Raw genomic sequence first — 13,922 nt, 5'->3', positions numbered from 1 at the left:
GATTATAACACTTTAGACTTAAAAATGTAATAATATTGTAAATTTTTGAAAAACTTTTTCTACCCTTTTAAGTTATATATAAGTTTATTGTATTAATATCAATTATTTATTTATAGTTAGTTATTTAACACTTATTTTATTACTGAATATAATTATTATATGTAATAATTATAAAAGGAATAACCTATGGAAAGGATAAAAACTCTTACCCCAATAAATTATAACTTCAGCTCTGTTAGGGATATAAGCCTAAGTCAGCTTCAGCAGCATTATGAGCTTTATAAAAGATATGTTAATCAATTTAATGAAATGAATGCCATGCCCAGAGATGCCTCAGCATATCCCAGGCCTAACACCACCAATAGTCCCATGAGAAATTTAAAGAAGGGTGAAACCTATGCTTTAGATGGCTTAAAGCTTCATGAGCTTTATTTTGAAAACATGACCAACCCTGGTGGAGCCCCTAGCAGTGAAATGATAAATATCATAAACAGCTTCTTTAATAGCTATGAGAACTTTATAGCTTATATTAGAAATGCCGCTCTTTCAATGAGAGGCTGGGTTGTAGTTACTATGGATCCTCGCACTGAGGAGCTTCAAGTAATAGGACAGGATGCTCATGATGATGGACCCATATGGCTCTCTTATCCCCTCCTTGTGATGGATGTTTATGAGCATGCATATATGATTGATTTTGGTATAGATAGAAATGCCTATATCGATGCCTTCTTAAAAAATATAAATTGGAAGGTAGTAAATGATAGACTAAGAAAATATCAGGCGATGAGAAATGCTGAAAGCTACAGATTCCTTTAAGGTTATGAAGTATATAAATTAAAATTTATTCAATTAAAAAACGGCAGATTTCCCGGGAAATCTACCGTTTTTTCTGTAAATATGCTCTACTATTACTTCTATATATTTTATTGTTAAATAGAAGCCTGCATATAGAAACTATCTTTTACACTTAGTATCCTTTATTCCTGGCTCTCTTCCAGAGTTTCCACGAAAGTTATAGCCATTTTTTGCATTCATTGATGCTTTCGTTTCCGCTATGAAGGCTTGCTGCCTCTGTCTTTCTCCTGAGCTTCCCATAAAAAAAACCTCCTTTTTATAGTTAAAGTTCTTTATGAAAAGTTTCCTGTAAGACTAAAGGAAATTCTAATAGAGTAAAGCTTTTATGAAGCCTTGCCTACATTGTTCTGGACTTCTCACTGCATCTTTCCACTGCTTTTATCACAGAGCTTCTAAAGCCATATTCCTCCAAGGCTGCTACTGCCTCAATGGTTGTGCCTCCTGGCGAGCATACCATATCCTTCAGCTCTCCTGGGTGCTTACCACTTTCAAGGACTAGCTTTGCAGAGCCTAGCACTGCTTGAGCAGCCATCCTATAAGCCTTAGCTCTAGGAAGACCTTCCTTTACAGCACCATCAGCTAAAGCTTCTATGAACATAAAAACATAAGCTGGTGAAGAGCCACAGATTCCTATGAAGGCATCCATTTGCTTTTCCTCTATGACTTCAGTTTTCCCGAAGGCCGATAATATATCCTCTATAGTATTTAGCTCCTCTTCCTCTATATTCTTATTAGGGCAGAGAGCTGTTATTCCTTCCAGAACCATAGCAGGAGTATTTGGCATGGCTCTTATAAGCTTCTTATCTGTACCTAATAATTCCTCTAATTGCCTTAGACTTTTTCCTGCTGCTATGGATACAATTAACTTATCCTTAAGCTCTTCCTTTATCTCTCCAAGAACAGCTTCATACATCTGAGGCTTAACAGCTAGTATTACTATATCTCCCCAGGAAGCTGCTTTTTTGTTGTCCTCTGTGGTATGTATACCATAATCCTTCTCTAGCCTAGCTAAAGTCTCCCTGCTTCTAGCTGTAGCAATTATTTCCGTGCCTCTAAGCTTCTCAGAGCTTAATATACCCTTTAGCATAGCTTGTCCCATATTTCCGCAGCCAATAAATGTTAGCTTCATAATATATCCCTTCTTTCTATGTGATAAACAGCGCTATTCCCATGTTAATAACTCTATTATATATAAATTTTGCATTATAAGAAACATTATATATTCTAAGCCACAAAGACCTCAGGATACTAAAGCTCTATCTGGTGAAACTATAAGTGAAGATATAAGAAAGGAGTGAAAGTACATGAGGTCTTTAATACCTTTCAATGTATCTCCAAAAAATATAATCAACTGCGAGGAGTTTTTTGATGACTTTTTTAATAGCTTCTTCGTTGATAAAAGCTTCAAATTCAATTATGTATCTGATGCCTTCTCCATTGATTTATACGAGGATGAGGATCAGTACATAATAGAAGCAGATCTACCAGGAATACCATCAGAGGATATCCAGGTAGATTATATTAATAACTTTATCGTCATAGCTGCCTTCCGCCGGGAGCTAGAGGATAAAAGAACACTCCAAAAGGAAAAGCACTATGGAGAGTTACGAAGAATGTTTTATATAGAAAAAATAATTCCTGAAAAAATAAAACTATCCTATAGTCATGGCGTTATGACAGTATTTCTCCCAAAAGGATAGTCCATACTTATCACTGATTAGCTCTTACTCTACCAAGGTAAATATCTATTAACTAAAAAAGGTATACAAGCTGGTAGTATATTCTTAAGAGAAATTAAGAAATACTACCTTTGTATACCTTTATTTTATCCAAAAAATAATTAATTATTATATAAGCTTATACTAGCTCTTTTTTATTGTAATTGATATATGTCGCAGCAGTAGAGATAAGTATGATTATTATCCCAACACCTATTGATAAATAATTCAAAGAGCCTTCTACTAATACTGTTCTCGTTTCATATATACTAAATATAGAAAAATATTTAACCATCTCTACTTTTTCAGATAAGGAGCCTATAACCTGTAGAAAATAAGAAGCAAATACAAGGGCAAAGCTTAGTCCTACAATCTTCTTTGTTTTTGAAAAAAATGTTGATATAAATAAGGTTAATGCAAAAAACACATAAAAAATTATTATAGGTCCAACCAGCAGCATTACCATATCCTTAAGAACTAAATCATCTAAAAGCCAAAGACCAATTATGGTACCAGCAGAAACTATTAAATCAAAGGCTGTGATATATATAAGTCCGGATATAACCTTAGAGGTAATTATTCCACTTCTTGTTATAGGCTTTACTGCAAGAAATTCTATGGTTTTATCGCTTTCTTCCTTTAACAGTATGTTTCCTCCAAGAATTGAGGCATATAAGGAGCCTACCAGTAAAAAGAATACAAGCCCCTCTGTTTTAATCCATCCTGAGGCAGTAGAGATACTAGCAACCTCTACAAGATCCATGTTAAAGGCCTTTAATACTTCTTCTGGAAACATTTCAAGCATAGAATCTATGCCAGACATGGTTTCACTATTCATAAGAGAAGGATATATAGATAACACAACTATGAACATACCCAGTATTACGCTTGTCCAAATCAAAAAAGACTTAAGATTAATTTTCAGTTCTCTTTTAACCATATCTTCTTCCTCCTACTGATAATAGTGCATGAAGATTTCTTCTAGTGAAGGCTCTTCTATGAGAAGCCTAGAAACCTTAAGACCCTGCAATGCTGAGATTAAGACATCAGTGCTGCCATCATAGATGAACTTAATTAAACCCTCACCTCGAGATATAACCCTAGCTCCAAGCTTTTCTGCTACCTGATTATTATCACAAGCTAAAGTAACAATAAGTATATTACTTCTGGTAAGATTATCTACTGTATCAATGGTAATAAGCTGTCCTTCTTTAATTATTCCGATGCGATGGCAAAGCCTTCTCACCTCAGGGAGATTATGAGAGGAAAAAAATATAGTCTTCCCTTTAGCTCTCTCTTCCAGTAGAATTTCATAAAAAGCCTCCTGCATTAAAGGATCTAAACCACTGGTTGCCTCATCCATGATAATAAGCTCTGGACTATGCATCAGTGAAAGTACAATACCAAGCTTTTTTCTGTTTCCCAAGGATAAATCCTCTAGCTTTTTTGAAGTATCAAGCTCTAGCCGTTCTATTATGGAATTAACATATTCTGTATCTATATTTTTATAAAAGGAAGCTGAATAATCTATCATTTCCCTTACAGTAAGGTCATCATATAGCTGTATTTCACTGGGCAGGTAGCCTATCTTTCTAAAGATCTCTGTCTTGTCCTTAGTAAAGAGCTCTCCATCAATGTATACCTTACCCTCTGTCTTATTAATAAGATTCATAATACACCGTATAGTCGTAGACTTACCTGCACCATTAGGTCCTATAAAGCCAAAGATTTCTCCCTTATTAACGTCTAAGGATAGATTTTTCACACCAAGAGTCTTTCCATAGTATTTAGTTAAATTCTCCACACGAAGCTTTACCTGCTCCATATCCATTTTCTGTCCTCCCAAATAAATTAATAAATACCCTATAAGCTTTCTGTATCTGTATCTGTATCTGTATCTGTATCTGTATCTGTATCTGTATAAGCTTATTATATAGCTTCGTCACATAGTATTTAAATAGCTTTAAAAAATATAAATTGATTCCTTTGAATATATTTATAATAGCTACAATATTAACCTATAAACTCAATATAAAATAACAATTAAATTGGATAAAATAAGGGTGAGGTGGAATGTAAGTGAAACAATACGAATACAAAGTAGAGCAGATACAAATTGAACTAAAGAGCATTTTTAAAGCAGATAAGAGCATCTATAATAAGGAAATTAGTCAAAAGCTAAATTTACTAGGAAAAAATGGCTGGGAATTAGCTGGGGTGGATGGAACATGGTTCTACTTTAAAAGAGAAATGGTATAACAAAAAACCTATGCTAAAACTATCGTTAAAGCATAGGTTTTTACTATTTTATTTATTAAATATAATGTGCGGTATTGGTTTATAAGAATCTCATATAAATGGCCTACATGTCTCTGTGAACTACATCCAGGTTACCAAATTTACTGAACTGACCAAGCCATGCAAGCTTAACAGTTCCAACAGGGCCGTTTCTCTGCTTAGCCACTATACATTCACCAATATTCTTCTCTTCTGTTTCCTTGTTGTAGTATTCATCTCTATAAAGGAACATAACAAGGTCAGCATCCTGCTCTATAGAACCAGATTCTCTAAGGTCAGAAAGCATTGGTCTATGATCTGCTCTCTGCTCAGGAGCTCTAGAAAGCTGTGACAGAGCTATAACTGGGCACTGCATTTCCTTTGCAATTGCCTTTATGGATCTAGAGATCTCAGATACCTCCTGCTGTCTGCTTTCCCCGCTACCGGACATGAGCTGTAGGTAGTCTATGAGTATTAAATCTATACCATGCTCCATCTTAATTCTTCTGCATTTTGAACGCATTTCCATTACGGAAACACCGGCAGTATCATCAATAAATATTTTTGCTGCTGCTAAGGGACCTGAGGCTCTAGCTATATTTTCCCAGTCCTTATCCTCAAGGTTACCTGTTCTTAAGGAAAGCATATCTACATTTGCCTGGGAGCATAAGAGCTTATAAGCCAGCTGCTCCTTAGACATTTCCAAGGAAAATATAACAACCTTCTTCCCTTCTCTAAGGGCTGCATGCTCTGCTATATTAAGGGCAAAGGTAGTCTTACCCATAGAAGGTCTTGCAGCTATGAGCACCATATCACCCTTTTGAAATCCAGAGGTTTTAGCATCTAAGTCCTTAAAACCAGAACCAACTCCTGTAATTTCTCCTTTATTATTAAATAATCTCTCTATTTCTAAAAAGCCTCTTTCCAGTACTGCACTTAAAGGCTCAAAATCATTAGTATTTCTTTTCTCCGCTATCTCAAAAACTCTTTTTTCTGCGTTATCTACTACCTTCTCCACATCATCTTGATTTCCATAGCTCTCTTCTATTATTTCATTAGAAGCCTTGATAAGCTTTCTAAGGGTTGACTTCTGAGATACGATGTTTATGTAAGATCTAAGGTTTGCTGTAGAAGGTACAGATGTGCTTATCTCTGTTATGTAGGTGATCCCCCCTGCAGCCTCAAGCTTGCTGATAGACCTCAGATGTTCTATAAGAGTAATCATATCTACCGGTATATCTCTCTGGGTCATCTCAACAATTGTTGAAAATATAACCTTATGAGAGTCTCTATAAAAATCCTCTATGGAGAGAGCCTCTGCTGCTGTAGCTATTGCAGCTCTATCTATTATCATTGACCCTAGTACCGATTGCTCCGCTTCAATATTTTGCGGCAGGCTTCTCATAACAGGCATATCCATAGTCTTCACCTCTATTCTAATAATACTATTAATCCCCATTAATAATTTTAATGCATATATATTATTACAACAACTTGAAAATTTATCAAGTGGCTATTTATAATTATACCTCAAAAACCAATTCTATTATATAACGAAATATCTTCCTGTTTGCTTGTTATATTTGAAATACTTTTCCCCAGAGACACTCCTTCTAAGGATTTTATTTTATATAATAAACCGAGAAAGGCATAAATGCCTTTCTCGGTATCATTAGTCTCTTTGATGCTTTATAAGCCCGCCATGGCTATTTTTCAAATAAAAGCTCCATTATATCTTCAATTGTGGAGGCAGACTTTATCTCGATGTCTTCTAAGCCTTGAGGCACCTCAGCTATATTATCCTTAGGTACAATTACAAGGTTGATTCCTTTTCTTCTAGCTCCATATACCTTTTCAAATATGCCACCTACGGGCTTTACCTTGCCCTTTAGAGATATCTCTCCTGTTATGGCAGCATCCTGTCTTATAGGCTTGTTTAAAAGAGCACTCATTATACAAATGGTAATAGCAGCCCCGGCAGAAGGACCATCTATATTTCCTCCCCCTACTACATTTACATGTATGTCATAATCCTTTAGATCTTTATCTGAGACTCTTCTTATAACAGAAGCTGCATTGAATACAGAATCCTTTGCCATGGAACCAGCGGTATCATTAAATCTAACTACTCCTGCTCCCTTTTCCTTAGCAGGGAAAACAGAAGCTTCTATCTCTATTGTAGAGCCTAAGAATCCCGAAACTCCTAGACCATAAACATGTCCAACTTCATACTCCTCTGAGATATCAAGGATCTCATAAGGGGTAAGCCTTCCTATAGAAATGACCTCTTCTACATCCTTTTTAGTAATAGTTACAGATTCACCTAGGTCATCCTTTAAATTGTATAAAAGATTACCATAGGCATCGGAAAGTATATTCACTGCCCTTCTACCTTCAATGGTATATCTGCTTATATAGGAGGCAACTCCCTCCTCCAGGGTAACGTTAAGCTTCTTAGCTGCATCCTCTACTATCTTTTCTATGTCAGTAGAATTTAAGGGTTCGAAATAAACCTCTGTACATCTAGAACGGAGGGCTGGATTAATATCACCAGGCTCCTTAGTGGTAGCACCTATAAGCACAAAATCTGCTGGCGCTCCATTTTCAAATAAATATTTAATATACTTAGGTGTACTTTCATCATCAGGATCATAGTATGAGGATGAAAACTCCACCTTTTTATCCTCTAAAACCTTTAGAAGCTTATTTTGAAGTATATTATCCAGTTCACCTATTTCATCTATAAAAAGAACTCCACCATGGGCCTCGGTAACTAGTCCTGGTTTAGGCTCAGGAACTCCAATCTCTGCTAAATCCCTCTTACTTCCTTGATAAATAGGGTCATGAACAGAGCCTAGAAGTGGATTAGTGATTTCTCTTGGATCCCAACGAAGGGTTGTACCATCTACCTCAACAAACTTAGAGTCTTCATCAAAAGGAGTAAACTTAAGCTTTTTAGCCTCCTCCAGCGCTAATCTCGCTGCCGTGGTTTTACCTACTCCTGGTGGACCATAGAGTATTATATGCTGAGGATAAGGGGATGAGAGCTTTGATAATAATGATTTTATAGCCCTATCCTGCCCTATTACCTCTTTAAAGCTCTTTGGTCTTATGAAGCTCATAAGATTTTTTGTAGTCTTTCTTTCCCCTAATTCCTTAAGCTCTGAGTATTTTTTTAGAGTCTTGGTATTCTCTGGACCCCTTTGCTTCTTTATTATATTAAGCCTCATTTCATCGACATATTTATCCTGTCTTTCAACTATGGCTTCTTCTACCTTATCCTCAATCTGCTTCTGTATATATCTTCTTGCCAGCTCCTCAGATACCCATTCATAGGTATCCTCTAAAGCCTCCTGAATCTTTTCAGTCTCAGGAACTGACTGTACACTACCTCTACCATCACTGGCAATCATATTTAATGCATAAACTCTTTCGCTAACATTTTTGGACTTAAGATATTTTTGCAGCTTATACTTTACAGTTCTTGCTCTCACAGCCCCTTCATCTAGAACATTCTTCAAAATCTCTAGTAGAACGTTAATCTGTGAGTCCATGGTTAAGCCGCTATCTATAATATCCTGTAGCTCATCTACGGAAAATTTATCCTTCAAAACTATTTATCCTCCTTATTGCTCTGCGGCAATAACCACCTTCATTTTAGTAGATACCTCAGGATAAATTTTAACTTCTATATCATAGCTTCCTACAAGCTTTAAAGTATCCATAACTATCTTCTTTTTATCTACTTTTGTGCCGTACTGCTTATTTATAAGCTCAGCCACATCCTTGCTGGTTATTGCTCCAAAGAGCCTTCCATTATCTCCTGTTTTTGTTGTAATCTTTATCTCTTTATTTTTAAGCTTTTCAGCTATTCTTTGTGCCTCTTCAATCTCTGCAAGCTTCTTTCTTCTTTCTGTTTCCTTCTTAGCATTCAATATATGAAGGTTTTCAGCTGTTGCTTCCTGTGCTAGCTTTCTAGGAAAAAGAAAATTTCTTGCATAACCATCGGAAGTATTAACAACCTCACCTTTTTTACCTACGTTTTTAACATCAGAAAGTAATATCACTTTCATTTCTTTTCACCTTCCTTTAAATGTTTATTAACTACATCCTTAAGCTTCTTCAAGGCCTCCTCAGGAGACATACCAGAGAGCTTAGCTCCTGCTATGGTCATATGTCCTCCCCCACCTAAAGCCTCTAAAATTACCTGTACATTAACATCACCAAAGGATCTTCCGCTAATGTTTATATCCACTCCTATTTTAACAAGAACAAAAGAGGCTTGAATACCTGAAATATTTAGAAGTTCATCAGCACTTTGAGCCGCAAGAACTATATCATTTATAGTCTCAGGACAGATAGCATAGGCTACATTATTCTCAACCTTAGCTGAAGTAATTATCTGTGCTTTTTTAACATAGCTTTCAAAATCATCGCTGAACATTTTCTTTATGTCTATGGTATCTGCTCCTAGCCGCCTTAAAAAGGAAGCAGCCTCAAAGGTACGAACCCCTGTTTTAAAATAGAAGTTTTTCGTGTCCATAGTTATACCTGCAAGAAGCCCTTCTGCTTCAATCTGCTTCAGCTTAGGTCTCTCAAAGATATATTGTATTATTTCTGTTACAAGCTCTGAGGTAGATGAGGCATAAACCTCTATATAGGTAAGCAATGCACCTTCTATGGAATCAGGGCTTCTTCTATGATGATCTATTATAACTAATCTTTTAGCTTTTTCTGCTATCGCCAAATCCTGTACATAGCCCTTACTGTGAACATCTACCATTATTAGCAGATTAGTATCCTCTAATTCCTTGAGACACTTATCTGGGGTAATAAATAACCCATCATAATCCTTATCCTCCATGAGCTTTTTAACAAAAAAGTCCACGGCCTTATGGTCCTCAGGAAGAATAACATAGCAGGCTTTATTCAGTTGCTTTATGGCACTGGCAATTCCAATGGCAGAACCTATGCAATCCATATCAGGATTGCGATGACCCATGATATATATTTTATCACTTTCATTAACTAAATCCTTTAAGGCATGGGCAACAACCCTGGCTCTTACTCTGGTTCTCTTTTCAACCTCCTTGGTATTACCACCAAAGAAGGATACCTTGTCACCAGACTTTATAACCGCCTGATCTCCTCCACGGCCTAAAGCAAGCTCTATAGCCATGTTAGCATATTTATAGTTTTCCCTAGGACTTGCTCCTCCTCTTCCTACACCTATGCTTAAAGTAACATCATACTTATTCCCAAGGTTTATCTCTCTTACTGTATCTAAGATATCAAACTTTTTATTTATTTGACCATTAATCAATATATCCTGGATAGATAATACATACTTATTAGAATCATACTTTTTTATCATAGCGTTCAAATTGGTAGCATAATTATTTATTGTTCTCTCAATCTCTGCTATTAATAAAGGAGCATTATCATTTTCTGTACTTTTAACTACCTCAGTTATATTATCAACCTCTATGAGCATAACACTCTCAGTGGTAGCTATTAAATCTTTGACATTACTTATATCATGGAAATATAGAATTATAGATTTTTCATCTTTATTTTTTGATGAAGTTCTTTTTATAATTCTAGGATAGATATTGTAGTGCTTCTTATTTATAATAACATCTCTGTAAAACTCTATTTTTCTTTTGAAGATATCTTCAACATTTATCGCCTTTACGTAAAATCTAATATTATTTCCAAAAGGAACGTCCTCAGGAAATATATCCTTTAATGATGTATTATACCATAAAATATTCCCTTCCATATCTAAAATAAGAAGGGGAAATGGATATCTAAGCAATGTCTCATCTGCTGCTTCATTCATATCCTTAGATAACCCCTTGAGATATTGCTTATTTTCCCTATTTTTTATTCTATCCTGTATAACAGCATATATATTAAGCACAATAAGAACTATAAGAGCTGCTATTGCAGTAGAGTTAATGCCTCTATAAAATAATATTGCTATTAGTACTAATGCAATTATACCATTTCGATTATTCATATCCTTCGCCTTCCTTATATGTATATTGAGGCTATTATTTTTCAAACTTACTAGTAATTAATTTTCTTAAACTAGCAGGTGCTATATCCCTTCCATCCATAATAGTTTCTACAAAGCCAAAAATCATTAATATTGCCCCAAAGCTATTGAAAATAAAAATCAATATAATTACAGTGAACATTCTTGAAACATGTAGTTTATTCATGAAAAAGTAAGAAACTGCACTAATACCAATAACAGTTAAAACTAAATTCAAAAGATACATTGCCGTAACCTCAAGATATTCCCCTAGATAAATATCACTCCTCTGTAATATAATACCTAAACAAAGGAATATTATCAAACCAGCTAGATATCTATTGTCTATATACCATTCACTGAATCTTGGTAAAGGCTTCAGTTGTATGTTCATTCTCCTAAGTATATCTCTTGATATTATATAGTTTAAAAAAGCCATTACTATTGCAGTTACCAAGGTTACAGGAATGATTAAAAGCAAAAAATCCTCAAAGGTAAATGCTGAGAGCATATCAAAAGCAGGATTTCCCTCCAGACTCACCCCTAGAGATTCATACATTTCTTTTGTCATCGATACGGATTCCATAATAATATCATAAAATCCTCTCAAAGCTCCCTTTAAATTTGTTCCCATTATCAAATAAGCATATATTAAAATTTGACCAATGATTCCTACCAGCGCACCTATAATGGTCAGCTGGATTGAAGATGCAGCCTCTACTCCTCTTTTAACACAATAACCCAAGGTTATACCTATAGGTCCATATAAAAGTAAAGTAGAACCAGCTGCCAGGGGCCCAATTAAAACAGATCCTAAAATAGTACTGGCCAGCAAAGCAACAAAAGCTATTTTCACATCATGCTTCACTGTTAATATAGTCATGGGGATAGGTAGTATAAACATACTTACAGTCCCCAAGACAGGAAAAGTAAAATTTACAATCATTAAAACTACAATTATTGCCGATAAAATCCCTGCTTCAACTACTGGTTTAGCGCTTTTACTATTCTGCATACCTTTATTTTCTCCCAAGTTAACTCAATTTAAAATCTAAAATCCTTTATCTCTTATCTTTTGCTCTATTCTCTATTCTCTCTTCTCTTTTATCTTTTACTTCTTACCTCTTAGTTGCTCTTATCTTTTGCTCTATTCTCTATTCTCTCTTCTCTTTTATCTTTTACTTCTTACCTCTTACCTGCTCCTATCTTTTGCTCTATTCTCTATTCTCTCTTCTCTGCTCTTAACTTAGTTTTTCCCCTTAAAATGATTATATAACCTCGATAAATTTCTTCCTTCCTTTTCTATATAATCTTCCTCTATGATTCCAAGCTTCAGCTTCTTTTGAATAGTTTCATCTACTGAAGAGTGAGAATATCCATGCTTATCTGCCAGAAGATACAGTATAATTATTGCCCCGGAAATACATTCTAGTACTGCTTCCTGCGCTACCTTACTTCCTTTAGTAAGCAGCATAAAAAACTCTCCAACAACACAAATGAGCTGTGCTTTTAAATCTTCAATTATCTTCACATCAGACATAATATTAAAATTTTCCTTACTCATAGCTCCTCCTTATACCATAAAAATATTATTATAATGTTTTTAATCCTAAATGGCAGTATAGGTTATACAAAGTATAGGACATCTAAATTATCTAACTATAGTATAAAGGTGCTCTGAAGTTTATTAGGACGTATACTCTAATTGTAGTTTTTTTTCAATATTTATGCAACTAATCTTTCCCCTAAGATAGCTCTTTTGTAAAGATAATATAATTTCTAAGTGAACAAAAAAGGGCACTTGATTGCCAAGTGTCCCTTATCGTTATTATCTTACTCTGTTGTGAAAGGTAATAAAGCTATGTTTCTTGCTCTCTTAACAGATTCAGTTAACTGTCTCTGATGCTTAGCGCAAGTTCCGGAAATTCTTCTTGGAAGAATCTTACCTCTTTCAGTAACATACTTTCTTAGCTTTCCGATATCTTTATAATCAATGCTAGTAGCCTTATCTACACAAAAAGCGCAAACTTTTCTCTTAGCTCTTCTTGGGCCTCTTCCGTTGCCTCTTCTAGGCTCTCTCTTTTCGCTCATCCTTCTTACCTCCTTACTATTTTAGAATTAGAATGGTATATCTCCATCATCGATTGGCGTCATATCGTCATTATTATAAGAGCTGCTGCCAAAGCTATCGGCACCACTATTAAAATCGGAGTTTCCGAAGCTATTGTTATTGTTGCTACTGCTTCTATTCATTCCACCACGCTCTGAATTACCAGAATCAATGAAATCAAAGCCTTCTACATATACATCTGTAGTATATCTCTTTGTTCCATCCTGAGCCTCATAGCTACCTGTTCTTATATTTCCGAAAACAGCAAGCTGTCTTCCCTTAGTTAAGTACTGTGCTATAGTTTCGCCAGTTTTACCAAATGCTACGCAATTGATAAAATCTGCTGAAGTCTGGCCATCTTTTCCTCTTGGTCTGTTCACAGCTAAGGTAAAATTAGTAACAGCAGTACCACTACCTGCAGCAAATCGAAGTTCAGGGTCTTTTGTTAGTCTACCTATAAGTACAACCTTGTTCATTTAAGAACCCCCTTATTTCTCTTCTTTAATAATGATATGTCTTATAACACCATCAGTGATTCTGAAAACTCTGTCTAACTCTCTTGGTAATTCTGGAGTTGCGCTGAAGTTTATAAGAGTGTAGAACCCATCATTAACCTTGCTGATTTCGTAAGCTAACTTTCTCTTACCCCAAACATCAACATTGTCAATAGTTCCACCACCATTTTCAATAACACCCTTAAACTTTTCAGTTAAAGCCTTAACAGCTTCATCATCTAAAGATGGGTGTGCTATGAATATAGTTTCATACTTTCTCATCTATTCCACCTCCTCCCTCTGGACTAACGGCTGTGATTTTCACAGCAGGGATTACATCATGAAATTATATCATTTATTTTCTTTCATTGCAAGTGTTTTTCAACTAAGATCTTTTGTGTATCCTTGATAGCTAGAATTTTGAATAT

The 13,922-nt window shown here is 35.3% G+C and carries 16 protein-coding genes; 3 read left to right on the top strand and 13 right to left on the bottom strand.

Features of this window, described 5'->3' with window-relative positions; translation table 11 throughout:
* The first annotated feature begins 186 nt into the window (after positions 1-186).
* Positions 187-816 (top strand): superoxide dismutase, encoded by a 630-nt coding sequence (locus tag ACPWSR_RS07165; RefSeq protein ID WP_426351000.1) that lies wholly within the window; start codon positions 187-189, stop codon positions 814-816.
* Between the two features lie 138 nt (positions 817-954).
* Here ACPWSR_RS07165 and ACPWSR_RS07160 read toward each other — a convergent pair whose 3' ends face one another.
* Both ACPWSR_RS07160 and proC read right to left on the bottom strand, forming a co-directional pair.
* Entirely contained in the window at positions 955-1,095 is a 141-nt protein-coding gene (locus ACPWSR_RS07160) for a hypothetical protein (RefSeq protein WP_426350999.1), read from the bottom strand.
* Positions 1,096-1,192: 97 nt separating this feature from the next.
* Entirely contained in the window at positions 1,193-1,984 is a 792-nt protein-coding gene (gene proC / locus ACPWSR_RS07155; RefSeq protein WP_426350998.1) for a pyrroline-5-carboxylate reductase, read from the bottom strand.
* A gap of 175 nt (positions 1,985-2,159) precedes the next feature.
* On the opposite strand from proC, the gene ACPWSR_RS07150 reads away from it, so the two are divergent.
* The gene (locus ACPWSR_RS07150) at positions 2,160-2,555 is read left to right on the top strand and encodes an Hsp20 family protein (RefSeq protein WP_426350997.1); all 396 of its coding nucleotides are present in this window, start codon (positions 2,160-2,162) and stop codon (positions 2,553-2,555) included.
* Between the two features lie 157 nt (positions 2,556-2,712).
* Here ACPWSR_RS07150 and ACPWSR_RS07145 read toward each other — a convergent pair whose 3' ends face one another.
* Positions 2,713-3,513 carry an ABC transporter permease subunit gene (locus ACPWSR_RS07145; RefSeq protein ID WP_426350996.1) on the bottom strand — a complete coding sequence of 267 codons (801 nt, stop codon included), beginning with the start codon at positions 3,511-3,513 and terminating at the stop codon, positions 2,713-2,715.
* A gap of 12 nt (positions 3,514-3,525) precedes the next feature.
* Positions 3,526-4,404 carry an ATP-binding cassette domain-containing protein gene (locus tag ACPWSR_RS07140; protein WP_426350995.1) on the bottom strand — a complete coding sequence of 293 codons (879 nt, stop codon included), beginning with the start codon at positions 4,402-4,404 and terminating at the stop codon, positions 3,526-3,528.
* Positions 4,405-4,652: 248 nt separating this feature from the next.
* On the opposite strand from ACPWSR_RS07140, the gene ACPWSR_RS07135 reads away from it, so the two are divergent.
* A complete protein-coding gene (locus ACPWSR_RS07135; protein WP_426350994.1) occupies positions 4,653-4,832 on the top strand; it encodes a hypothetical protein in 180 nt (59 codons plus the stop codon).
* A gap of 103 nt (positions 4,833-4,935) precedes the next feature.
* On the opposite strand, the gene ACPWSR_RS07130 is transcribed toward ACPWSR_RS07135, so the two are convergent.
* The 9 genes from ACPWSR_RS07130 to rpsF form a co-directional block, all read right to left on the bottom strand.
* Entirely contained in the window at positions 4,936-6,309 is a 1,374-nt protein-coding gene (locus ACPWSR_RS07130) for a replicative DNA helicase (RefSeq protein WP_426350993.1), read from the bottom strand.
* Positions 6,310-6,556: 247 nt separating this feature from the next.
* A complete protein-coding gene (gene lonC, locus ACPWSR_RS07125; protein WP_426350992.1) occupies positions 6,557-8,461 on the bottom strand; it encodes a Lon family ATP-dependent protease in 1,905 nt (634 codons plus the stop codon).
* A gap of 15 nt (positions 8,462-8,476) precedes the next feature.
* Entirely contained in the window at positions 8,477-8,923 is a 447-nt protein-coding gene (rplI, locus tag ACPWSR_RS07120) for a 50S ribosomal protein L9 (protein WP_426350991.1), read from the bottom strand.
* The gene (locus ACPWSR_RS07115) at positions 8,920-10,872 is read right to left on the bottom strand and encodes a DHH family phosphoesterase (RefSeq protein WP_426350990.1); all 1,953 of its coding nucleotides are present in this window, start codon (positions 10,870-10,872) and stop codon (positions 8,920-8,922) included. Before ACPWSR_RS07115 ends, rplI begins: the two co-directional genes overlap by 4 nt.
* Before the next feature lie 34 nt (positions 10,873-10,906).
* Complete coding sequence (locus tag ACPWSR_RS07110; RefSeq protein ID WP_426350989.1) at positions 10,907-11,905, bottom strand: DUF2232 domain-containing protein; 999 nt, start codon at positions 11,903-11,905, stop codon at positions 10,907-10,909.
* A gap of 231 nt (positions 11,906-12,136) precedes the next feature.
* Positions 12,137-12,454, bottom strand: coding sequence for a MazG-like family protein (locus ACPWSR_RS07105; RefSeq protein ID WP_426350988.1), 318 nt, complete (start codon positions 12,452-12,454; stop codon positions 12,137-12,139).
* Between the two features lie 269 nt (positions 12,455-12,723).
* Positions 12,724-12,981 (bottom strand): 30S ribosomal protein S18, encoded by a 258-nt coding sequence (rpsR, locus tag ACPWSR_RS07100; RefSeq protein WP_426350987.1) that lies wholly within the window; start codon positions 12,979-12,981, stop codon positions 12,724-12,726.
* 27 nt (positions 12,982-13,008) lie between these two features.
* Positions 13,009-13,476, bottom strand: a complete 468-nt coding sequence (locus tag ACPWSR_RS07095) for a single-stranded DNA-binding protein (protein WP_426350986.1) — start codon at positions 13,474-13,476, stop codon at positions 13,009-13,011.
* A 12-nt stretch (positions 13,477-13,488) separates the two neighbouring features.
* Complete coding sequence (gene rpsF / locus ACPWSR_RS07090) at positions 13,489-13,776, bottom strand: 30S ribosomal protein S6 (RefSeq protein WP_426350985.1); 288 nt, start codon at positions 13,774-13,776, stop codon at positions 13,489-13,491.
* Between the last annotated feature and the right edge of the window lie 146 nt (positions 13,777-13,922).

Source organism: Alloiococcus sp. CFN-8, assembly GCF_049943125.1.
Lineage (GTDB): Bacteria > Bacillota > Clostridia > Clostridiales > Clostridiaceae > JAEXZL01.
Note: the sequence above shows the minus strand (reverse complement) of the source record. Positions and strands in the feature narration are given on the sequence as shown.